Raw genomic sequence first — 22,994 nt, forward strand, 5'->3', positions numbered from 1 at the left:
GCCAGGAGATCCCTCACTTTGTTCGGGATGACGTGGGTCTACAATACGTCATCCCGAACAAAGTGAGGGATCTCCAGTAAACTGCAGGTGACAAGTTATTATAGGGATTTAAACCAAATGTCGGTAAATTATGGATAATAATCAACTAGTTGTCATAAACTCAGGCTCCTCCAGCATTAAATTCGCTGTCTATGAGCTTAATTCTGCCTTGACTCGCGTCCTGCATGGTCAAGTTGGCAATTTAGGGATAAGCCCTGTTTTAAAGGTTTATGATAAGAACCAAGCGCTCATAAAAGAGCAGCATTTTAATAAGGATTGCAACTACAGTTTTTTCTATGAACTCTTGTTTTCATCGCTAAAAACTAGTCAGCAACAATTCAAAATTCAGGCAGTAGGGCATCGAGTAGTGCATGGCGGAAATGATTTTCATGCGCCTGTTTTGCTCTCAGATGCTATCGTGCAACAGCTAAAGCAATACATTCCCTTTGCCCCCCTACATCAACCCTATAATATTGAAGCGATTGAAACCATTGCGCGACTATTTCCTGGCTTAAGTCAAATTGCCTGTTTTGATACCGCCTTTCATCGAACTCATCCTGCAGTAGCTGATACCTTCGGAATCCCACGCAAACTAAGTGAAGAAGGCCTTAAACGTTATGGTTTTCATGGTCTTTCTTATGAATTCATCATGCATCAATTAGCTATTATGAAAGCAAAGCGACGACTTGGGCGGGTTGTTATTGCGCATTTGGGTAATGGTGCAAGTATGTGCGCGGTTCGAGAGGGGAAATCCATCGATAGTTCTATGGGCTTTACTGCCTTGGATGGCTTGGTTATGGGGACACGCTGCGGTAATTTGGATCCTGGCGTTATCTTTTACCTGCTCGAATCAAAGACTATGTCTGCGAAAGCTATTCAAAGCCTGCTTTATAAGCAATCAGGTTTACTTGGAGTATCTGAAATCAGCTCTGATATGCAGGAGCTGCTTGAGTCTACTAATCTTCAAGCGAAGCAAGCTATTGAATTATTTGTTTATCGAATTCGCCGTGAGCTGGGTGCATTAACTGCGGTACTTGGTGGCTTAGATCTCTTGGTATTTACAGGGGGAATTGGCGAGCATGCCTGGCAAATTCGCGAAGCAGTTTGTCAAAACAATGAGTGGTTTGGTTTAAAACTCGATTCAGCCTTGAATAAAGCCAATGAGCTAAGGATCAGTGAACAATCCAGTGCAGTCGACGTTTTAGTGATCCCCACCGATGAGGATTGGATTATTGCTCATCATTGCTATCAACTAATTAACAATGAGGCTAAATATGGATAAGTTCTTGCTAAAGGGAAAAAAGGCCTTGGTTGTGGGCATTGCTAATGACTATTCCATCGCCTATGGCTGTGCGCGCATGTTAAAAGCTGCTGGTGCTGATTTAGCGATAACCTACCTCAATGAAAAGGCTAAGCCCTTTGTTGATAAGGTTTGTGAAGAGCTTAAACCTGCAATTTATAGCCCCTGTGATGTCACTAATCCTAATGATTTAAAACAATTATTTGCAGAAATAGCTAAGACCTGGGGTGAGATTGATATTGTCATCCACTCCATAGCCTTTGCTCCAAAGCAAGATTTACAGGGTTCATTGATCGATTGTTCTAAAGAGGGCTTTCTTTTGGCAATGGATATTTCTTGTCATTCTTTTTTACGTATGGCTCATCTTGCCAAACCGCTTATGAAAAATGGCGGCTCTTTATTTGCTATGTCCTTTTATGGTTCTGAAAAGGTTGTGAAAAGTTACAATCTGATGGGACCAGTGAAGGCTGCTCTGGAGGCTGCAGTACGTTATATGGCTGTCGAATTAGGGCCAGATAATATCCGGGTAATTGCACTTTCACCTGGTCCGCTCAAAACACGAGCTGCCTCTGGTCTGGACAAGTTTGATAAGCTGATTCAACAAGCTAAAGAAAAAGCACCGCTTAAAGCTCTGGCCGATATCAATGATGTTGGTGCCATGTTGGTCTTCCTTGCTAGTGACTATGCGAAGAGCATTACTGGTGACACGATTTATATCGATAGTGGTTATCATATTATGGGGTAAGTTCCCAACCCTCATCCGCCCTTTGGGCACCTTCTCCCCTCAGGGGAGAAGGTGCCCAAAGGGCGGATGAGGGGCGGCTTTATTGAGAAGTAGGCTTGATCTTATAAAGGATGCAATAAAACACTGGCGCTAAAACCATCGTTAAGATAGTACCCACAGTTAAACCAAACATAATGGTAACCGCCAGAGAAACCCAGAAAATATCCTGCAGTAAGGGAATAACACCCAGTATGGTGGTGACTGCAGCATTGATCACAGGAGACAGGCGACTTAGGGCTGCAGAAACAACGGCATCATAGGGTTTCATTCCTGCAGCGAGGTTAATGTTGACCTGATCCAATAAAACAACAGAGTTCTTAATCATCATCCCTGACAAGCTCATCGCCCCTAATAAAGCGATAAAACCAAAGGCAACCCCTGTCACTAATAAACCAAAGGTAACACCAATCATGGCAAAGGGAATAAGGGCGATAATAATCAGCGGCGGGCGATAGGCATTAAATAGCATGACGATGATTAATAACATGATAATAATGGTTGGGAAAAGCCCGGGTTTTAGGGCATCAGCAGATTCTTTTGAACTCTTATACTCCCCATCCCAGGTCAAGCTGTAGCCCGGAGGCAGTTTGATTTTTTCAAACTGAGGCAGGATAGAATCACGTAGAGTTTTGGCAGTTACCTGATAGGGCGTGGCATGAACGGTAATTGCGCGCTTACGATCCCAGCGCCAGATTATTGGGTCTGTCCAGTTTAGATTGATACCACCAATTACCTGAGATATTGGAATTGTTTGGGTGTTTAATTGCGAATTGACTTGTAAAAGCGGCAGATCTACCGCGGCAGTGTCTCGCTCATCCTGGGGTTGACGCATAATAATTGGGATTAGATCATCCTCCTCGCGATAAAGTCCCACGGGAACCCCATCATTTGCGCGACGTAGGGCCTGGGCTAAATCCAAACGGGAAATACCTGCCCAACGCGCACGTTCTTGCTGATAATCGGGAGAGATTTGCAAAACCTTTTCACGCCAATCGGTTCTGACATCGATGGCATTCGGATTCGCTCTTAAGATTGCAACAGCCTGCTCCGCTAAATCACGTAAAACAGCGGGATCTGCATTGGCCGGTCCGCTAAATCGAGCTGCAATTTTCCAGTTATTAAAGGCGCCTACTGCGTATTTGCGCACCCGCACCAAAGATTGTGGAAAGGTTGTTTTATTCCAGGCAGGAAGTTCAGCAACTAAGCGGTCAACATCGTTTATAGACTTCAGGTTGACAATTAATTGCGCATAAGACGAATAAGGAAATTCCGATTCAACTGGGAGATAAAAACGTGGCGGTCCTTGGCCAATAAAGGTGCTTACACTATCTACGCCAGGGTCTTGTAAAAGTTTAGACTCCAGCTGTTTAACATCGGAAGAAACGACCTGAATACGGGTTCCTTCTGGAGCCCAATAGTCGATCATCATTTGTAAGCGGGAGGAATCTGGAAAGTACATAATTGGTACAAAACGAAAGCCAATTATAGCAAGCGCTAAGAGTCCACACATAAGCAGGGTGAAGGCATAACGATAGTGGATTGCTGTTTCAAGAAAGGCACGAAAACCACGATAAAGTCGATTACTATAGACCTCCTCTGAACCGCTCATCTGCTTGGGTTGCGGGATGTAGGCGAGGCAAAGCAACGGGGTTGCTGTTTGTGATAAGGCCCAGCTCAGCAAGAGTGAGACAGCAATAACGGTAAACAAACTACCTGCGTATTCGCCGGTATCATAAGTCGATGCAAAAATTGGGAAAAAGGCCATTGAGGCAACTACCGTTGCACCTAATAAGGGCATGGCTGAAATTTGTGCTGCTTCGACTGCTGCCTTTTCGCGTTGCATTCCCTGTTGTATGCGGATAATAAATCCGTCAACAACAACGATGGCATTATCAACCATCATTCCCATGGCAATAATCAAGGCGCCTAAGGAAACCCGTTGAAGGTCAATATGAAGTATTTGCATGACAATAAAGGTTCCAAGAATTGCCAGCAGCAACCCGGAAACACCAATAATCATGCCCGCCCTAAATCCCATGGTCAGCGCTAACACGATTAGGACGATGACTATCGCTTCGACTAAGTTAATGAGGAAGGAATCGATCGATTCGGCGACAATGTCGGATTGCCAGGAAATTTTGTGAATCTCAATGCCTTTGGGTAGTTGGGCTTGCATCGCATCAATGCGCTTAGACACTGCATTACCCACTTCGATGGCATTGACTCCGGGCAAGGGGGCTAGGGCGACACCAATAGCAGGAAGGCTGGAATAGCGCATCAATTGCTGCGGGGGATCGATATATCCCTCTTTGACATCAGCGAAATCACGAATTCTTATAATTTCATCCGATTTGTGCGGCTCATTGGTTTTTAATCGTGGTATCAAGGCTAAGTCACCAATCGCCTCAGCTCTGGTAAATTCACCCGTTGGGGCTAGCCTCATTCGTTGAAATTGATAATCGACCTGACCGGCATCAACAACCTGGTTTTGCAGTTTTAGTGTTTGCTCTAAATCGGCAACCGTAATACCCAATTGTGAATATTGGGTATTTGAAATCGTTAGATAAATCCGTTTTTTCTGTGCACCCCATAAATCAACACGCGCAACGCCAGGAACAATAGAAAGTTCTTTTTGCAAGGCTTTGGTGTATTTCTCTAGTTCAGCATAGCTAAAGCCATCAGAGGAGACGGCGAGTAAAAAACCAAAGACATAACCAAAATCATCACCAACTATTGGAATTTCCGCGCCAGGAGGCAACTGTGGTTTGACGTCCTCAATTTTTTTTCTCATCGTATCCCAGACTTGTGGAAGTCTGTCGGACCAATATTGATTCTTGATATTCACTTTAATAATGGACAACCCTGGTCGGGAAATAGAAGAGATGTCCTTAACCTCAGACATTTCCTGAATTTTTTTCTCAATTAATTCAGTGACCTCAAGCTCAACCTGTTCAGCGCTAGCGCCTGGATAATGGGTGGTAATAATGGCAGTTTTAACAGTAAACTCAGGATCTTCCAGGCGTCCGAGATTGAAAAAACAAATCGAACCTGCGATGAAGAGCAGAATAATCAGAAAGGAAGTGACAGTTCTATTTTTTATTGCATAATCTGCCAGAGCCATCTTTAGTTATCCTGTTGATTTAAAAGAGCCACGGGTTCGCCTTCTTTTAGGCTATGAACGCCTGCTGTTATCACCCAGTCACCGGGAGCTAATCCACTCAATATCGATACGCCTGTTGGTGTGAGTTCGCCAATAGTAACCTGTTGCAGATGCGCTTTGTTTTGGTTTATGACCCAGACATAATTTTTGTTATCAGCATCCATGGTGAGCAGAGCCGAGGCCGGTACGGTAAGTTTATTTTGCAAGTTATCCGCTTGCTGCAGTTTTCCCGTCACTTTGCCGGCCATCCCCGGTAGAATTTCAAAATCCTTGGGTTGCTGCATAATCAGAGTAACTGGATAGGTTCTTGTATCAGGAGACGCTTCATTTGAGACCTCTTTGATTCGAGCTGGAATGGGGTGATTGGGAAAGGAATCAAATTGCACAAGGAGATCCTTTGTATGAGAAATTAGGCTAATCGACGTTTCAGGAATTTGAATGACCATTTCGATTTGGGAAATGTCTAATAATCTTGCAATAATTTGTTTGGATGCCACGGTCTGAAAGTTTTCAACGTAGAGATTAGCAATTTGCCCATTAAAAGGCGCCTTAATCACGCTATCTGCTAAGGCTTTTTCTGCTAGATCCATATTCGCCTCAGAGATTGAAAGTTTGGCTTGAATCAGATCATAGTCTGATTTGGAAATATGACCTTTGCCAACCAATTCTTTTGCGCGTAAATAATTTTGTTCATCGCGAGTAACCTCTGCTTTGGCAGATTTTAACTTAGCCTCGAATTCACGAGGATCAAGCTTGGCGATGAGGGTATCTTTTTTCACCTTATCGCCAATATTAATGGGCAGTTCAACTAAGGCGCCACTAACATTAAAAGCTAAATCTACCTCTTTCGCTGCTCTGGCGCGTCCTGGAAAAGCTCTGTTGCTAAAGGATTTTGAATCGCCAATTTGAATTGCTTTGACAGGTCGAGGAGTTGAAGCTGATTCATTTTTTTTTTCATTACAAGCAATCAGCAGGCAAAAGGCAGCCGCGATTATGAGGGTTTTTGCTGATAATTCCTTGTACATAAAAAATCATCCTTAATTGATTAATTAACCGGGGTACTATCAACCTTAAATTCATTATGAACTAAGTTTTGAACTCTGCCACTATTTATTAACTAAAGAGGTACCGTCATCCTGAACAAAGTGAAGGATCTCCTGAATGTGGCATTGTGCCTGGATTCGGAGATCTCTCACTTTGTTCGAGATGACGTCCTGTTCAGAGTTATTGAATAGTCACGCGCTGTTGAAAAATCAATCATCTTTTTAAACCCTTATGGTCTAGCAAATTAGACAGTCTATTAACAAGGTTATCCACAGATTTTGTGGATAATTCAACTTATCTTAAAACAATGAAAAAAGAGATAACCGCTTATCATTATTGGATAGTTGCGAAAATTATGAATTGGGGAAGAGAGGTTTAATTTAGATACTGAAAAAATTATCCACAGGATAAACAGCAATGGGGTAGGAAATAGGGCTAGCCATATTATCAAATAAAAAATAAAAAAACAGTCTTGACTCTTAAAATTTCAAAAAAAACTATTTGCCCCTGCACTCCGTCATCCAGAGCGCAGCGAAGGATCTCCTGAAGGGGCAAAGTACTAATCCTGGAGATCCTTCGCTGCGTTCTGGATGGCGTCGCCTTAGGGGAGGCAGTAGAAGCAGGGCTGACCCACTTGTGTAGATGCCTATGGGCTTGGCCGCGGGATCTGTCGGTAGTGCTAACTACATGGATCCTGCGGGAATTCAGAAGGAGTTTTGCCTCGTATAAAGATCCATCGTACTACTCCAATCTTTTGTAATCTTGTCTGGCACCAGATTTTTATCCGCTGCGTGTCTTCTTGAATAATATCGATAAAATAAAGGGGTGCATAATTTCCGACGTAATATTTTTTTTCCAATTTTAAAAGATAGTTAGTAGTAAAAATAACAAATATTGCGCAAACAAGGCCAGGAGGCAGGTCAACAAAATAATGTTGAACAGTATAGAGAGTCGCAAAGATATTGAAGATTAACCAGGGGACGAAAATAAAGGCGAGTGGCCACCAAAGAAGGATCGCAAAATAAGTCACAATAATTCCCCAACAGACATGCATGCTGGGGTTAGTAGAAACGAGAGGATGTTTTTGCTTGGGATTTTCGATGTGTCTTTCAACGAGTTTTAAATAGGCTTTCAAATCAGAGCTGGTCATGGCCTCTTTATATTCTTGCTGAGTTGCCGTAATTGAGGGTAGGTCGAACATATTTTGACGATACATTTCATTAGGCGTTACCGCTGGCAGAGCATACCAGAACGGTAAGGCAATCAATGGAGACAAAAAAATAGCAATTAACAGTTTTCTGAAATTCTGCTTATTGAAAAATAACAAACCAAAAAATACAAATGCGAAAAAAATGGGTAATCTGCGATAGGATTGAATAAGTAAGAAATCAAGGGTTTGGCTGTCAGAAAATCGCTGTATCCAAATCTGGGGATCAAAGCCGAAAATATAGCGATCTAGCGACATATAGAACTGACTTGCTGCGATCATTTCGTTTTGCGAAGAGCTGAGTGAAAGCTGTTTTAGGGTAACGACCAAGAGCAAATCACCTAAACCAATAGCGATAGTAAAATAGCAAAAACTCAAAAGAAAGGATTTGAGACTGAATGAAGGAGGGGCTTGCTCATGAAAGAGTTTTGTTCGTACTAAATAACTAAGCCAGAGAGCTACCCTGAAATAAAGGTAAAGATAAAAGAAAGCAAATCCTTTTTTGATGAGGTGGCCACCAAAGAAAAAACTCCAGCTCAGTAAATTGCCTTTTTTCCCGAGAAGAATAGAAAAGGGTGAGTGCTCAAAGACGCCTGTAATTGAAATCCAAAGGATGGGCAGAAAAATTAATAGATAGGTCTCTATCTGATGACTTTTTAAAAAATTCTTTATGTCAGGCATAACATCTCAAAATCTTTAGGTTATGGCAGCTTCACTTTTGTACCGGGCAAAAACGAGTAATCCCTGAAGAAACCCGAATTCCTGCGTCAAGCTGCGGGAATTCGGGATGGTTAAACCGCTTCACTGCCATAATATGTTATTTATAGTATAGATATTAATGTTAAGTTTACTGAGTTTGAAAACGTTTAATCCAATTTGCATAGCTGTCTACGAAGAGTTTTAAGAAATCACGGCCACCGCCATTGAGCAGATTTCCATCCTGATCGAAAAGTTTATCGACGGCACTGATATAGGCTTCTGGTTGTTGCATGCAGAAGATATCCAAAAATACGAAGGTTTGTCGTAAATGCTGGTTTGCACCAAAACCACCGATTGCTCCTATAGAACTGCTAAGGACTGCTGCAGGCTTGCCTCCCCATACACTTTTCCCATAAGGTCTTGAGCCAACATCGAGCGCATTTTTTAGGGCAGCAGGAATCGAACGATTATATTCTGGAGTAACAAAGATGAAGCCATCAAGTGTTTTGACCTTATCACGAAAATCAACCCATTCTTGGTGGGGCTTGCCCTCATCATCAGGATCTTGGTTATAAAGCGGTAATTGGCCAATTTCGATTATCTCTAATTGAAGGGGAGCTGGTGCTAGCTCGATTAAAGACTTTGCAAGTTTCCGGGTCCATGCTGCTTTACGGAGACTTCCGACAAAAAGACCTATTTTTTGTGACATGACATAATCCTCTAAAGTGAAAATCCGTTTTATCCAATAAGGTTAAGGTAGCTAGCAAAGAGAATAAAAGCAAGGACTTGTTTCGAGCAAAATTGGTTGCAAAATCGCTTCGTGGCGCAGAAAATAATCATCTTGCAATTTATTTGGAGTTTCTATGCAACGTGTTCTGTTTTGTTTGTTCTGTTTAATTTATCCCTTTAGTCCTCTTTCAGCTGCTACGCAAACCAAGGAAATCTTAATTAATGGGGCTTTGATTAAGAAAATAAAGCAATTAAAACCCGATTCATCGAATGCTTATCAATTGGAGCAGTTGTTAGGACCTGCTGCTGCCTGTTTGCCTAAGTCGCAAGAATCCTGGGTCTGTCAGTGGAAGGGGTCGCTTGCTAGTAATCGCTTGGAAAATACCTTAAATGTTTCTTTCGAAGCAGGGATGATTACTGAGGTTCGGGCGATTGATAAAGAGGGGGGTACTTTTAAATAATGAGTGTGGACAGCGTATTTTAACCTTCTCTCCCTGACCCTCACTGCCATTAAGTTAATAGAATTTGTCATTCCCGCGAAGGCGGGAAACCATCTCTACATTGGCACTGTACTTAGCTAGAAATAGTTTCCCGCCTTCGCGGGAATGACAAAACTATCCTACTGCCGCGTAGCGACTACAAAACCAATGGAACCCCAATTTACCCCTTTTTCAAAACAATCATCTTCTCCAGCGACATATCCTGCATAGTCCAGGGAATACCGCCAGTCCTATAACCTGATTGCTTTAACCCCGCAAAAGGCATCCAGTCTGTGCGGAAAGCAGTGTGGTCGTTAATTAAAACGGCGGAGGCTTGCAAACCTTCGGCTGCTCTAAGCGCCGGTGATAAGTCTTCCGAGAAGACACTGGCCTGAAAGGCGTAGGGTAAGGAATTAGCTATGGTTATTGCCTTTTCAAGATCTTCAAACTCATAAACGCAGGTTACCGGACCAAAAATTTCCAATTGAGACACCTTTGTATCTGCAGGTGGATTAACCAATACGGCAGGAAGTAAGGTTGTTTCAGACAGACGGCCTCCGCCAAAAAGTTTTGTCCCTCTTGCAACTGCTTCCTCAACCCAGGAAAGGACTCGTTCTGTTTCGCGCGGATGAATCAGCGGACCAACTTCAGTGTCTTTTAGCAGGGGATCACCGACACGCAGTAATTGCACCTGTTTCACAAATTCTTCTATAAATTGTTTGCTAATTTCTTTATGAACAAAAATTCGCTGCACTGATACACAAACCTGGCCGGCATGATAATAGCCTCCCTTAATCAGTGAGGGGATGGTTTTAGCCAAATCAGCGCTTTTATCAACAATAACTGGCGCAGCGCCACCATGTTCAAGCGCACAGCGAGTTCCAGGAGAGAGCTTAGAGCGTAAATACCAGCCAACCTTTGCTGAGCCAATAAAACTTAAAAAGGCAACGCGGGAATCGGTGGCAAAGCGTTCAGCTAATTCATTGTCGTCGGTGATGAAGGTCTGGCACCAACATTCGTCCAAGCCTGCTTCACGCAAAAGCTTAACCAATTCCAGGCAGCATAAGGGGGTTGGGGGAGCGGGTTTAATAATGACGGGACATCCCACAGCTATTGCCGGAGCAATCTGATGAATAATTAAATTTAAGGGATGGTTGAAGGCTGAAATTGCCGCAACAACACCAATGGGCTCTTTAATCGTGAAGGCCCAGCGTCCTTCACTTGCAGGACTAAGTCCCATAGGAATTTCCCTGCCGGCAAACTGCCTTAACTCTTCCGCCGCATCGTTTAAGCCATCTACCGCACGAGTCGCTTCAACCGAGGCATCCTTATAGGGTTTTCCACCTTCCTGAGCAATAAGCTGCGTAAAATGCTCATGTCTGTCAGCTAGTAACTGAGCGGTACGTTTAAGAATAGCCATTCGCTCATGAGGTTTAAGCCAGCCGCTGCGATTATTCAGGGTTGACTCAGCGGTTTTTAGCTTAGCCTCAAGTGCCTTGGCATCATCAGTGGGGATTTCTTTGATCAGCTTGCGATCAAAGGCCTGTACTACCTTGAGAGTTGTATTCATATTCATAGTTTTCACCTTTTAACTAATCCCTAATCCTCGCGGCACCCCTACATTCTGTCATCCAGAGCGCAGCGAAGGATCTCCTAAATGAGGCACCGTGCTAATCCCGGAGATCCTTCGTTGCGCTCCCAAAGACCTACGTCATGTCGAACGCAGAGAGACATCTCCTGAGTGTAGCACTGTGCTAATCCCGGAGATCCCTCACTACGTTCGGGATGACGCGGTCCTTATCGATGTTTGCCCCTAAGGGGATGGGGCACTCAGGATGACGGGCTATGTTAGGGTGACGAGGATGACCCATTACCTTGACCAACTCCGAATCCCCACGGCTTGACCGCGGGGTCTAGATCATTTACACCGACAGATCCCGCGGTCAAACAGCAGGAATTCGGATCATTTTTTCACCGGCGGTAGCCTTTGTCCTAACTCATCGACAAGGACGCGCTTATTTTCCGAGTAATCAATAGGAAAAATAACCAGATGCACGCCACCCTCATTAAAGGCCTTTTCTAAAATTGCCTGAAAATTCTCAATCGCATTCACTCGGACTCCTTTAGCGCCATAGGCTTCTGCATATTTTATAAAGTCCGGGTTTGTGAAGGTCATGCCGTAGTCAGGGAAATGATCAACGGCTTGCTTCCAACGTATCATGCCAAAGGCATTATCTTCGATCACCAGAATCACGAGGTTTAGCTTAAGTCGAACGGCTGTCTCTAATTCCTGGCTATTCATCATAAAGCCGCCATCGCCACAAACAGCCATCACTCGCCGATTTGGATATAAAAGCGAAGCCATAATTGCCGAAGGCAGGCCGGCACCCATGGTTGCTAAGGCGTTATCCAATAAAAGAGTATTAGCCATTTGCGTGCGATAGTTACGGGCAAACCAAATTTTATACATGCCATTATCCAAGGCTAGAATCCCATCATGGGGCATGACTTGGCGAATATCATGAACCATGCGCTGTGGTGTGAAGCGGTCTTCCGTAGTTCGGGTATTAATCTTCGCTAAGATACCTTCTCGCAAGGAGAGAAGGGCATCGGCATGAGGAATTTTGCCGGCAATCTTGTCAGCGAGTAATTCAAGCGAAGGTCCTAGGTCGCCAATGACCTCTGCCTGGGGAAAATAAACCTGCTCAACATCAGCGGATTGAAAGCTGACATGGATAACCTTTAAATTGCCCTCGCCCATAATAAAAGGAGGCTTTTCAACTGTACTATGGCCAATAGTGATAATCAGGTCGGCCTGTTCAATTGCCTCATGGACATAGTCCCGCTGCGAAAGTGCTGTTGTACCCATATAAAATTCTGTTGCGCCGGCAACCGTTCCCTTTCCCATCTGCGTCGTAAAATAAGGTAGTTTTGTACGCAGGATAAACTGGGCTAGAGCATTGGTTGCTCTTGGTCGTGAAGCTGCAGCTCCCAGCATGACTAGGGGGCGCTTGGCTTGCATGATCATTTCGGCTGCGCGATTAAGCGCCGCTTCGCTGGCAATTGGGTATTCAATAGGATGGGGCGGGATGAGCGCCACCTTCTTGATTTTTTCAGCAGCAATATCCTCCGGCAACTCTAAATGAACTGGTCCGGGAGTTTCCTCCTGAGCAACGTGAAAGGCTTCACGTACCAGGGTAGGGATCATTGACGCTGAAACAATTTGCCGTGACATTTTAGTCAGAGGCTGCATAGTCGCTACCGTATCTACAATCTGAAATCGTGCTTGATGCGAAGATAGAATGCCCTTTTGCCCAGTAATCATAATCATGGGCATAGCCCCAAGAAGCGCATAGGCAGCTCCGGTGGTAAGATTAAGGGCACCGGGACCTAGTGTCGTAATACAGACTCCGGGTTTACCCGTTAAGCGACCATAGGTCGCGGCCATGAAGGCAGCGGCTTGTTCATGGCGGGTAAGAATAAGTTTTATTGACGAAGTCCGAAGGGCTTCGACAACATCCAGGTTTTCTTCCCCTGGAATACCAAAAATATATTTAACCCCCTCATTTTCCAGGGCGGCAACTAAGAGTTCAGCAGCTTTAATCATCGATTTAACCTCATTTCCAATGGTTGATCTGCGCAAGTATTAATACGATCTGATAAATAAAATCCCATCCCTTATCAATTTCATCCTGCGGCGGAGACATATTCGTCATGATAATAATTGCATTACCAGTTTTAGTGCTAGCTATAAAGAGGTTGCGATAACCCTCATTTTGACCAGCGTGAGCAAAATATCTGCCTTGTTTTGTTGCCTTGCCATCTTTATTCAAACTAACGACGGCACCTAAACCCATTTGCACCTTCTTGTCCTTAGATTCAGCTTGGACAAGTACACTAAATAACTCAGCGGAATGTTGCGTGAGCAGTTGATCCTGATCACCTCTTAGCGATTTTTGAATCGAGATAATAAATTTTGCTAAATCCTGTGGCTTAGTCCAAAGCCCTGCTGCAGCTTCTTCGACATAGGTATGAGGGCCGCCAGCTAAGGGCAAGCCTGTACGGCGATAAGGTAGGGCAACGTTCTTATCCGCTGTTGGGAAGGGTTGCTGAAAGCTGCTACTGCTCATCGCTAAGGGATCTAATACAAGCTGCGCCATCAAATTGGGGAAAGGCTCCTTGTAGGTATCGATCAACAGTTGCTGAACAACAGTATAACCGCCACCAGAATAAATGAATTCTTTCCTTACGGGATGACTGACCCGAATAGCCGGCGAATTTGCTGGCGCCACACCATCTAAAACCTCAAGGAGGCTGGGTAATTTTTCACCCTTGGCATAACCTAAAAAGCCTGGAACATTGAAACCAGCGCTGTGACTTAATAATTCTCTCAAAGTTATTGGCTGGCTTTTACGGTATTCATTTGCAGGAACCTTCCATGACTTCAGGAAACTATTAACATTTTCATCCAAGGCTAATTTATTATCCTGAACAGTTTTAAGCACGGCCACTGCCGTAACTGGCTTAGAAATTGAGCCTGCCTGAAATAAGGTATCTGTTGTGACGGGTTTGTGGTTTTCCTTATCAGCCCAACCAAAGCCTTGGCTGTAGATAAGCTTATAATCCTCAATCACTGCAATGCTGATACCGGGGATATGATAAGTTTGCATTCCTTGCTCAAGCCATTTAGCAAAGTCTGTAGAAGACTCATGGGCATACAAAATTTGCATAAAAAGAGAAAAAATCAGGGAAAGGCAGATTTTCATTTTGCGATGCCGGCAGGTCTTAGGTATTAATTAGTCTAGTGAGTTCGCCTACTAAACGCAATTGGGGTAGTAGGCTAGCGTAAATGACAGGATGTAGACTGGGCTGTTAAGCCCCACTGCCATTAAGTTAAGGGCGCCACCTCAAAACTGTTTGGGCTGAGGAGGCCTTTAGGCCGTCTCGAACTGAGGTATCCCCACGAATTTGTAACTCAAAAAATAGTTATTTATTAAATCATTATGCTCTTCCTTATGTCGTTCCCGCGTAGGCGGGAATCCATTTATCAAGCGAAGCCCGTCACCATGTTTGAGGGATGGATTCCTGCCTGCGCAGGAATGACAGAAAAACAGACCAATCTAAGCAATAAATAAACATCTTTTCAGTTGCACTTCTCAATGCTCTTTCTTATGTCGTTCCCGCGTAGGCGGGAATCTATTTATCAAGCGAAGCCCGTCACCATGTTTGAGGGATGGATTCCTGCCTGCGCAGGAATGACAGAAAAACAGACCAATCTAAGCAATAAATAAATATCTTTTCAGTTGCACTTCTGAATCTCAAATTCGTGGGGATACCCCAGGTCTCGAAACTTTATAAAGTGACTTAGGGGCATAGCTGCGAAAACTCGCAATATGACTTAATTTTGCTCTAACCGTGGTCTTGCATAATAAACCTCAGAGGCAGCAATTTTAAGGAAGGTTTATTATGAGTAGGCAAAGAAGAGAGCTAAATACTAGATCGATGATTATTGATTTAATCGCAAAGGCAAGTGAAGTTGCTTTTGATGATGGTCATGATAGTAAACGATCAGGTTATAAAGACTGGAAAACAGCAGCGTTTCAAATGGGTCAGAAAGATTTCAATGCGGGTATTCAAGTCGTCGCAAATATTCTTATCAATGATCGAAAAATGGATGCTCATGTCGAGAGACTTCGTTCACAATTAGCTGTAGTTTGCAATGTTGCACATTATCTAAAAGACCTAAAAGACGAACCTACCAATGACCAAGTCAAGTTGTTAGAAAAAAAATACCTTGACTGTGTTGATAAAGCACAGGAAATGCTCGATGAAATTGCGCGTAAAAAAGCTAAGGGCAAAACGCCAAAGGTAAGAGAAGGGGACAATAATTTCTTAGAAAATATAGTTGCTGGCGCTATTCCGGTTTTAGCTTTATTAAAGGCTACAAAGGAAACAAGCAAAAAACCTGATGTTGGGTCTTATGGACAAATGCAAGTATTAGCACAAGAACCAAAACAATCACTAATCGACAAATTAGCAAATCAAGCTAGCCAGGCTAAGGAATTGGCTCAAGCTATGAACAAGGGAAACGCCCCCGCTCAACAACCAATATCTACTGAACTAAATAATGCAGCATTAGAAAGCCTTAAAAGTAACCCTAAGATAAAGGCCTTACGTAGCGAAATAGACGACAAAATACTAGAGCTCGCTGAGGCTAGGACTAGTGATCCATTAGCTCAAGCTAAATACGATATCCTCAATGAAATGTTAGAGCGAATAGACAATGCAAAGACCCCTAGTGAATACCTCGAGGCAGTGCATGATTATGCAAAGAAGGACTCCGACAATTTGATAACTCTGAATACAGGAAGAGGGTTTTGGGTCCAGCTCTTTAGTTGTTTTGTGAATGCTGATACAGGTAATTTAGTAAGAGACTTAGATAAGGCTGTTGAGGAATCTATGCCTAGTATATGCCCCAAGTAATAGCCGATAAGAATAACAAAGGCCCAAGATATTGGGCCTTTCTTTTAATGACTGGAAGACTCTACATTCAACCCCCTGTCAAAAATAACAGGGCAAGCAAGTTGATTAATAATTATACTATTAAGAGGTTAATTCATCTTAAGAGGTAATAAAATGAAAATGACCAAAGGTCTAAAAGCAAGAAAAGCATCCTTGCAACTTGCCTTGTTTCTTGGCGGTTCCCTGTTAAGTTTCTCAGGATTTGCCGAGCAGCTAATACCGGCAAAGAAGATAGTAACAGCCTATTTGCTAATCGATAATCTCTCACAACTTAATCAATATATCGATGATTTAAGCAAGGTCGATAAGCCCAATTTTAATCGCGTCATTTTTTCCTTTGTAAAACCTAGACTCAATGAATATACAAGCGGTGACTTAGCCAACACCGGAATCCTGGGGTACTTTGATAAAAATAACGACGATGGACAGAGCAGAGATGCCTTTGCCCGATTGCAAGAAGCAGTGAGCTTGTCCAAGCAAAAGAATATCCAGACCTTCTTGTCAGTGGGGGGATGGAACTATAGCTGTAATGACAAAGTCGCCGGGGAGGCTTGTGGTCCTGCTGGTGCAAACTATGATTATTTCCCTGATCCAACTAATCTCAAGGAAGCTGAGCTAGCTAAGGAATCCTATGACAATCTAGTTAAATTAACGAATGATCTGGGTATGCAGGGCATCGATTTTGATTATGAAGAATTTTGGCATGCCAATCAGAATGCGGTGCATTGGGGTCCAAGCACTACTGGGGATTGGTCAACGAAAATCGCCAATGACATTTTAGCTAATGGCGGACCCTCTTATGATAATTTGATGAAATATGGAGTTACAGGGAGTGACGGGGCTTATGTGATGCCTAAAACCGTCGATAAGGTTGCCGCGATCTTACATCTGATTGCTGATAACCCGGCTGCCAAAAATTTACAGTTTGCTACTGCGGCACCGCCAGTTGGCGGACGCCCAATTACTGGTTTCGTTTACGGCGATAACTATCCAGCAATTTATGAAAAGGGCGGGGTTTGGTGGAAAGGTAATTTGAAAGGACTTTGGTATAACCTGGCAAGCAAAGACAAAGAGATTGCTATGCGTTTTGATAGCCTGGGGTTAATGACCTACGATTTATGCGGTGATAATGCGCAAATGTGCGCACCCTATGGTGGTGGACCCTTGGACTTACCCGGCCAGGTCTCTGCCTACATGAAAGACTATAACAACTGGTTAAAATCAACTGACAATGAGGCTGTATTGGATGTTTCTCAGATCGGACAGGTTAAATTTTTACCGGCTAAGTATAAGCTTGATACTAAGTTGCAATTTGGCTTTGAGGTTAACAAACCCGCTTATCCGCAAAATCCTGCGGGACAATTACAATTAACTAACAAATTAGTGGATACCATCTTGCAGCAACAAAGCCAAAGCGATGGTGTTATTATTTGGCAACTCTATTCCAAGCGAAATACAGCAGTTCCCGATTCGACAACTATTAACTATACTCTGCAAAAAAGCTGTGAAACCTTTTTAGCCTCAGATCCCCGCTATGATTGTAAAGCTAGTTTTCCAGCATCCATGCAACAAGAGAAGGATAATGAATAGCAATTCTGCAGAATATCAAATAAGGGCAGTTCAAATAGCTGATCTTGATCAGCTATTTGAACTGTTAGTCGCTTTAGTCACCTATGAAGGTTTGGCTGAACGCTTCAAACTAAGCAGAACAAGGCTTGAAGAAGAGCTGTTTGGCGCTAAGGCTGATTGGCATTGTCTTGTTGCTGTTGATAAGGAAGAACATCTAATCGCTTTTTGTCTGTATACCTACGCTAATATCAATAGAGCTTTTAACCTAAGTCCCATGATTCAGGTTGATGATTTATACGTCAGTCCTGAGCACAGGGGGGCTGGCATTGGCCAAAATCTATTGCATCAGCTTGCCTTGATAGCCAAAGAGAAGCAGATTGGTCGTTTAAATGTCTGGTGTATGAAGGATAATGAGGTAGGGCAGCGTTTTTACCAGCGAATAGGTGCTGAGAAAAGGGATTTTGTTGATGTTTATTCGATTCAGGTTGAGGCTTTATTAGAGCCTTAAAAGTCAGTGGCCTGGGTACAGCGACGCGCTGAGTGATCCTGGTATTTTTTAATCAAAGTGTCATTTAGATGCCACTAAGAACATTAATCAGTTCCTTTGACTTATATGTGTGTCATTCCCGCGTAGGCGGGAAACCATTTCTCAAAGTGGTTCCTCACTTTAGTTTGCACGATGGCTTCCCGCCTACGCGGGAATGACACACAAAAGAACAGGAAGAACTTATATGGCACATGCTTTCTGTTTAAAAAAATGCCAGGACTCCTCAGCGCTTCACTGCATCCTGGCTACATTCAATCCATGTAACAGAGCGTTCGAGCAGAAGAGGGGCTTTAGCCCCTCACTCCTTCATTCCTTACTAAAACACACATCCTTCTTCCTTTACTTTTTCCCTTTCAAAATTCTCTTGCATATCAGGGTCATAATCCGAATCCGAATCAGATAGTTCTACATCACTTGTTCGTCTGGACAGAAGTCCAAAGTCAAAATGACTATCGTCTTCCTTCTCTGAGACTAGTGAGCTTTCTGTTGTAGCTTGCAATTCTTGTACTAAATGCATATCTTCTTCCAGATAAAGTTCCCAAGCATGCTCAGACACATTGTCGCTGCTAAAATCTAGTTTGCTGCGATTATCAATTTGCTTATTACGATTCACGTAGGTGTAAATTCCTAAGGCTAGCAGTGCTACGATTGCCACGCCAACAGCAGCAACGGGAACTACTGACATCACAACTGTTGAAAACAGTACTGCGGGTAAAAACATAGATACCCCACTTAGCGTACATACAGTTGCCAGTGCTGCCACACCAATCAATGGTACCTTAGTGAAGCCAAAGAGGTTCCTATCTGAGTTAGCATACCAAGCAGCTCGTTCTTCACGGGTTGGCGACATTACTTCCAAACCCTGTTGTTGATAAAAATTGCTTCCAACCCATAGGCCTCGCTCTGAATCCGCATATTCACGAGCTTTCTTGCGAGCATAAATCTCCGCACCAACTGCAATCAGAGGCATAGCTATCAACATAACAGGAAAGACAAAGGTGGCAAGTGGCACAAAACCAGCGGTGATTGTAGCTGCAATTCCGAAGACTATTGCTGCAATAAGCGCAGGGCCGAAAGTAGCCGCAACTCCCCAAGCAACACCCTGAGCCACAGGATCATTGGTCTGCAATAAAGAGTTTTGTTGGGGTTGGTGGCCGAGTAAAAAATAAGCCAAATTGGAGTGGGTTGCAAAAAGGTCATTAACAACACCATAAAGTATTGCCGCAACAAAGGTAGCAGCAGCTGCAAATAAGCCGGAAGCGATAACGACTAGCCAAAAGGGCGCTGCAAGCATGGTTACCAGGGCGAAGAAAATAACAGCTAAGGCAGACAAGCCAATACCGATAAATCCAGCTTTCATAACAGTTTTTAAGCCAGAATCATCTTCAATTCCTTTCATTTTTGCATTGTGATAAAGAATGCGATATAAGCCTTTATCCTTTAAAAATTGCAGCAATTTTTGGTGCTTATCATTGTTCTCGATCTCAGCAATCAATCGGTTAAATGCAATCATGGCTCTCTTCAATTTTTCTTCCTGATTTTGTGTCTCTATACTACGAATTTCGGCTGAAAAATTATTGAGTTTCGCAGCTGTTTCTTTACTAAAATCAGTTTGGCGCTTTGCTTGATCCACAATGTTTAATAGAACTAAATATTGCTCTGTTGCAGATATTTTCCCATAAGAATCCATCGATTTTTGCAATTTTTCCTTAGTTTTACCCATAATAAATCTCTCGGCTTTGGTTAAAATTGGAAGAATGTTATCAAAAATAAGTTATGGAATTATTAAGGGGTAATTCTAATTTTTTAATAATTAATATTGTTGCAATAGGTCTGGATTAATTTACTATAATAAGCATTAAAAAAATAATGAAATTTTAATATTATGTTAAGTTTTGTAAGCTATCTTAGTAAGCATTATCGTTTTATCAATGGAAATGCTATGCCTCAAGCTCAAGACTATATTGATGCATTAAGAAATCATGATTACTTCAAAGTATTAGAATTGGCCGATTTTGTTAATAACAAATATGCCGGAATCAAGCAAGAAGGTGGTGGCGAGGCTATTGGAGCTGATGAGTTAGTGCAATTAACGATTTACGAGTTATGCCAAACTGATATTAATGCTGAAGATATAGAAAAAATCAGATTTCTGTTTTCTTATATTAGCTATCATAACTCACTTGCAATTGGGCCTTATGGCTTTAAAGCTGTGAGTTTTGCTATGCCTGTAAGTTTTGCCTTAGCTGCTAAAAATGCACCTGGTTTTGCTGCTGCAATGGCTACTGTAGAAATCAATAACAAGCAAGAGTTTAAGAATTTTTTAAAAAATGAGTCACCCTTTTCAACATTTCTCAATCAGGTAAATTATGACAATGAATATGGGGCTATCACTTCACCCTTAAGTGAAGAGGCTTTGGTAGAATATGTAGCTACTATGCCAGCTGAGTCTTTCATGGTTTTTCAAACAAATATTAATGCCCTGGCGAATGAGGATATTATCGTTGATTGCCCAATTATTAAGACTATTGAAACAAGAGATACAGTAAAAAATACTATCGATGCTTTGCTTAGACATTTAGAAACCAAATTAGCTTCACAAGGAGTAATTGATGCACAAAAATCAGGTCTTAGTGTAAAGCAAGAAAAATTGTTAAACAGGTATTCTGCAGTTTATGATTTACGAGATTACTGCAAAGATAAGCTTATTTTTAGCGAGGAAGATAGGGCAAAAGTGCAGGGTGTGCTTAGCGTATGTCTCGAGAATGATCCTAGCTGGTTTGAGCGAACTTTGATTGATAAAATCTCTGATGTTTTGTCGCTTGGTTTGAAGCCCATATACCGCTGTTTCTTCTCGGTGGAATCGAACTATAGAAAGACTCTTGATGACAAGACCCAAACAAATATAGTTGCCCCTACTGTTTAAATAATTTAAATATGGCATCCTAGATTATTGGCTAATAACCTAGGATGCTGTATCTACAATGAAATTTATTTCAATCTTAACCTTTTTTTTCTCTACCGCCGTATCTGCCTTTTCTTGCTATGACCCCCAGGTTATCAAGCAAATGCCGATTGATTTTGGTAAAGAGCGAATCGCACTAACCCGCGAATATCAATCAACTCATTACGGTATTGATTCCGCATCGATTACGATAGAACCTAAAATGATTGTCTTGCACTGGACTTGTTTACCCACCCTCGAACTGGCTTATCGAGTTTTTCATCCTGCGGCTTTTCCTGCTTCTTCACCAAGGCGCGCTGAGCTACCTGGGGATTTAAATGTTTCTAGTCATTTTTTAGTGGATAAGGATGGAACTATCTATCAGCTTATGCCGGATAATTGGATGGCAAGGCATGTTATTGGTCTGAATCATAATGCCATTGGGATTGAAAATGTTGGTGGTGTTAATGACCAGGATGATCTAACAGAGGCTCAAGTCAAAGCCAATGCCTTTCTTGTCTGTTATTTAAAGAAGAAATATCCAGGAATAACGGATGTGATAGGACACAATGAGTATTTAAGATATAAAAATACGCCCTTATGGTTAGAGAAGGATCCAAACTACGTGAAGGTTAAAACAGATCCTGGGCCTACCTTTGTTAAAAGGGTGAAAGAGCTGGTTCCATCGTCTTAGGTGGCTGATTATTCGTCATCGTCCGTCATCCAGAGCGCAGCGAAGGATCTCCTGAATGTGGCACAGTGCTAATCTCGGAGATCCTTCGCTGCGCTCTGGATGACGGGGGCGATGCTCTGGATGACGGAATTATGCATATACTTAAATTTAACTAACAAGACTCCTTTACTCAGGATGATCAAACATGTCAGAACGATGGCGAAGGGAAGCGCTAGAAAAAATATTTGCGGAACTCAATCGAAGCGCAGATACCCATCTTTTGAAAATCAGGTTGCCCAACATTGCTAATATCGATCTTTATTTAAAAGATGAAACAAGCCATATCACTGGTAGTCTGAAGCATAGGCTTGCTTGCTCCTTGTATTTATACGCGATCTGCAATGGCTGGATTAATGCGGAGACAACAATTATTGAAGCCTCCTCTGGAAATACCGCAGTAGCAGAGGCTTATTTTGCTTCTCTACTGGGGCTTCGCTTTATTGCTGTCATGCCCAAAACGATTTCTCAGCGCAAGATAAAGCGTATTCAAAGTTATGGAGGGGAATGTGTGTTACTGGGTCCTGCTGAGACTGATCGAGAGGTTGCCCAGCAATTAGCGCAAAAACCAAATTGTCACTTTATGGATCAATTTACCTATGCGGAGCGGGTAGTTGATTGGCGTGGCAATAACACTATCGCTGAGGCAACCTTTTCGCAGATGAGAAAAGAGGTTTTCCCCACGCCAAGCTGGATTGTCTGTGGTGCAGGTACTGGCGGTACGGCAGCCACCTTTGGTCGTTATATTCGCTATGGTCTACATTCAACAAAATTATGTGTTGTCGATCCGGAAGACTCGGTACTTTATGATTATTTTCACCACCGTGATTGCTCAATAACAATGCAAAAAGGCTCGGGAATTGAGGGGATTGGCAGGCGCTATGTTCCCGCCTCCTTTTTGCCCGATGTTATTTCTCGGATGATAAAAGTGCCTGATGCCGGGTCTATCGCGACACTTTATTTTTTGAATGAAATCATAAATCTAAAATTTGGCGCTTCAACGGGAGCAACAGTTTACGGCGCTTTAAAGTTAATGTCCGAATTAGCGGCAAAGGGTAAAAAAGGGGCTCTTGTTGCGATTGCAGGTGATAGCGGCAATTTATATGAAGACAGTTATTACAATGAAAATTGGCTAAGGGAGAAGAATATTGGTCTTAGTCCCTATTTAGAACAGCTTTGGCATTTTTACCAAAGTGGGAGCTGGGAGGATATTTAAGCGTATTTTTACGTATTGTGCCTTT

17 protein-coding genes are annotated in these 22,994 nt (G+C 42.7%); 9 read left to right on the forward strand and 8 right to left on the reverse strand.

The genetic code is table 11. The features are described 5' to 3' along the window. The first annotated feature begins 130 nt into the window (after positions 1 to 130). Both BN1094_RS15975 and fabI read left to right on the forward strand, forming a co-directional pair. A complete protein-coding gene (locus tag BN1094_RS15975; protein ID WP_044012145.1) occupies positions 131 to 1,321 on the forward strand; it encodes an acetate/propionate family kinase in 1,191 nt (396 codons plus the stop codon). Next, positions 1,314 to 2,084, forward strand: coding sequence for an enoyl-ACP reductase FabI (gene fabI / locus BN1094_RS15980; protein WP_044012147.1), 771 nt, complete (start codon positions 1,314 to 1,316; stop codon positions 2,082 to 2,084). Before BN1094_RS15975 ends, fabI begins: the two co-directional genes overlap by 8 nt. Positions 2,085 to 2,163: 79 nt before the next feature. Here the strand turns inward: fabI and BN1094_RS15985 are convergent, their stop codons facing one another. The 4 genes from BN1094_RS15985 to BN1094_RS16000 form a co-directional block, all read right to left on the reverse strand. Next, on the reverse strand, positions 2,164 to 5,244 hold the full coding sequence (locus tag BN1094_RS15985; protein ID WP_044012148.1) for an efflux RND transporter permease subunit: 3,081 nt from the start codon (positions 5,242 to 5,244) through the stop codon (positions 2,164 to 2,166). Positions 5,245 to 5,246: 2 nt separating this feature from the next. Further along, the gene (locus tag BN1094_RS15990) at positions 5,247 to 6,308 is read right to left on the reverse strand and encodes an efflux RND transporter periplasmic adaptor subunit (protein WP_044012149.1); all 1,062 of its coding nucleotides are present in this window, start codon (positions 6,306 to 6,308) and stop codon (positions 5,247 to 5,249) included. 698 nt (positions 6,309 to 7,006) lie between these two features. After that, positions 7,007 to 8,215: a phosphatase PAP2 family protein gene (locus BN1094_RS15995; protein WP_044012150.1), complete on the reverse strand. Its 1,209-nt coding sequence runs from the start codon at positions 8,213 to 8,215 to the stop codon at positions 7,007 to 7,009. Positions 8,216 to 8,381: 166 nt separating this feature from the next. Next, positions 8,382 to 8,942, reverse strand: coding sequence for an NADPH-dependent FMN reductase (locus BN1094_RS16000; protein WP_044012151.1), 561 nt, complete (start codon positions 8,940 to 8,942; stop codon positions 8,382 to 8,384). A gap of 154 nt (positions 8,943 to 9,096) precedes the next feature. Here BN1094_RS16000 and BN1094_RS16005 point away from each other — a divergent pair, with 154 nt between their 5' ends. Next, positions 9,097 to 9,423 (forward strand): hypothetical protein, encoded by a 327-nt coding sequence (locus BN1094_RS16005; protein WP_044012152.1) that lies wholly within the window; start codon positions 9,097 to 9,099, stop codon positions 9,421 to 9,423. A 199-nt stretch (positions 9,424 to 9,622) separates the two neighbouring features. Here BN1094_RS16005 and BN1094_RS16010 read toward each other — a convergent pair whose 3' ends face one another. From BN1094_RS16010 to BN1094_RS16020, 3 genes are all read right to left on the reverse strand, one after another. Next, the gene (locus BN1094_RS16010) at positions 9,623 to 11,017 is read right to left on the reverse strand and encodes an aldehyde dehydrogenase family protein (RefSeq protein ID WP_245614376.1); all 1,395 of its coding nucleotides are present in this window, start codon (positions 11,015 to 11,017) and stop codon (positions 9,623 to 9,625) included. A gap of 387 nt (positions 11,018 to 11,404) precedes the next feature. Then, positions 11,405 to 13,048, reverse strand: coding sequence for an acetolactate synthase large subunit (locus BN1094_RS16015; RefSeq protein ID WP_044012153.1), 1,644 nt, complete (start codon positions 13,046 to 13,048; stop codon positions 11,405 to 11,407). A gap of 10 nt (positions 13,049 to 13,058) precedes the next feature. Then, positions 13,059 to 14,207 (reverse strand): serine hydrolase domain-containing protein, encoded by a 1,149-nt coding sequence (locus BN1094_RS16020; RefSeq protein ID WP_052403342.1) that lies wholly within the window; start codon positions 14,205 to 14,207, stop codon positions 13,059 to 13,061. 700 nt (positions 14,208 to 14,907) lie between these two features. On the opposite strand from BN1094_RS16020, the gene BN1094_RS16025 reads away from it, so the two are divergent. The 3 genes from BN1094_RS16025 to BN1094_RS16035 all read left to right on the forward strand — a co-directional run bounded on the left by BN1094_RS16025 (position 14,908) and on the right by BN1094_RS16035 (position 18,040). Beyond that, entirely contained in the window at positions 14,908 to 15,924 is a 1,017-nt protein-coding gene (locus tag BN1094_RS16025) for a hypothetical protein (RefSeq protein WP_044012154.1), read from the forward strand. A 153-nt stretch (positions 15,925 to 16,077) separates the two neighbouring features. Then, positions 16,078 to 17,553: a glycoside hydrolase family 18 protein gene (locus BN1094_RS16030; RefSeq protein WP_245614377.1), complete on the forward strand. Its 1,476-nt coding sequence runs from the start codon at positions 16,078 to 16,080 to the stop codon at positions 17,551 to 17,553. Continuing rightward, positions 17,546 to 18,040: a GNAT family N-acetyltransferase gene (locus BN1094_RS16035; RefSeq protein WP_044012155.1), complete on the forward strand. Its 495-nt coding sequence runs from the start codon at positions 17,546 to 17,548 to the stop codon at positions 18,038 to 18,040. The genes BN1094_RS16030 and BN1094_RS16035 overlap by 8 nt, the downstream gene beginning before the upstream one ends. 355 nt (positions 18,041 to 18,395) lie before the next feature. Here BN1094_RS16035 and BN1094_RS16040 read toward each other — a convergent pair whose 3' ends face one another. Further along, complete coding sequence (locus tag BN1094_RS16040; RefSeq protein WP_052403343.1) at positions 18,396 to 19,802, reverse strand: hypothetical protein; 1,407 nt, start codon at positions 19,800 to 19,802, stop codon at positions 18,396 to 18,398. Between the two features lie 162 nt (positions 19,803 to 19,964). Here BN1094_RS16040 and BN1094_RS16045 point away from each other — a divergent pair, with 162 nt between their 5' ends. From BN1094_RS16045 to BN1094_RS16055, 3 genes are all read left to right on the forward strand, one after another. Continuing rightward, on the forward strand, positions 19,965 to 21,005 hold the full coding sequence (locus BN1094_RS16045) for a hypothetical protein (RefSeq protein ID WP_044012156.1): 1,041 nt from the start codon (positions 19,965 to 19,967) through the stop codon (positions 21,003 to 21,005). A 58-nt stretch (positions 21,006 to 21,063) separates the two neighbouring features. After that, positions 21,064 to 21,717: a peptidoglycan recognition protein family protein gene (locus tag BN1094_RS16050; protein ID WP_044012157.1), complete on the forward strand. Its 654-nt coding sequence runs from the start codon at positions 21,064 to 21,066 to the stop codon at positions 21,715 to 21,717. Between the two features lie 184 nt (positions 21,718 to 21,901). Beyond that, positions 21,902 to 22,969, forward strand: a complete 1,068-nt coding sequence (locus tag BN1094_RS16055; RefSeq protein WP_044012158.1) for a PLP-dependent cysteine synthase family protein — start codon at positions 21,902 to 21,904, stop codon at positions 22,967 to 22,969. The last annotated feature ends 25 nt before the right edge of the window (positions 22,970 to 22,994 follow it).

Origin of the sequence: Legionella massiliensis, assembly GCF_000756815.1 — a bacterium.
Taxonomy (GTDB): domain Bacteria; phylum Pseudomonadota; class Gammaproteobacteria; order Legionellales; family Legionellaceae; genus Tatlockia; species Tatlockia massiliensis.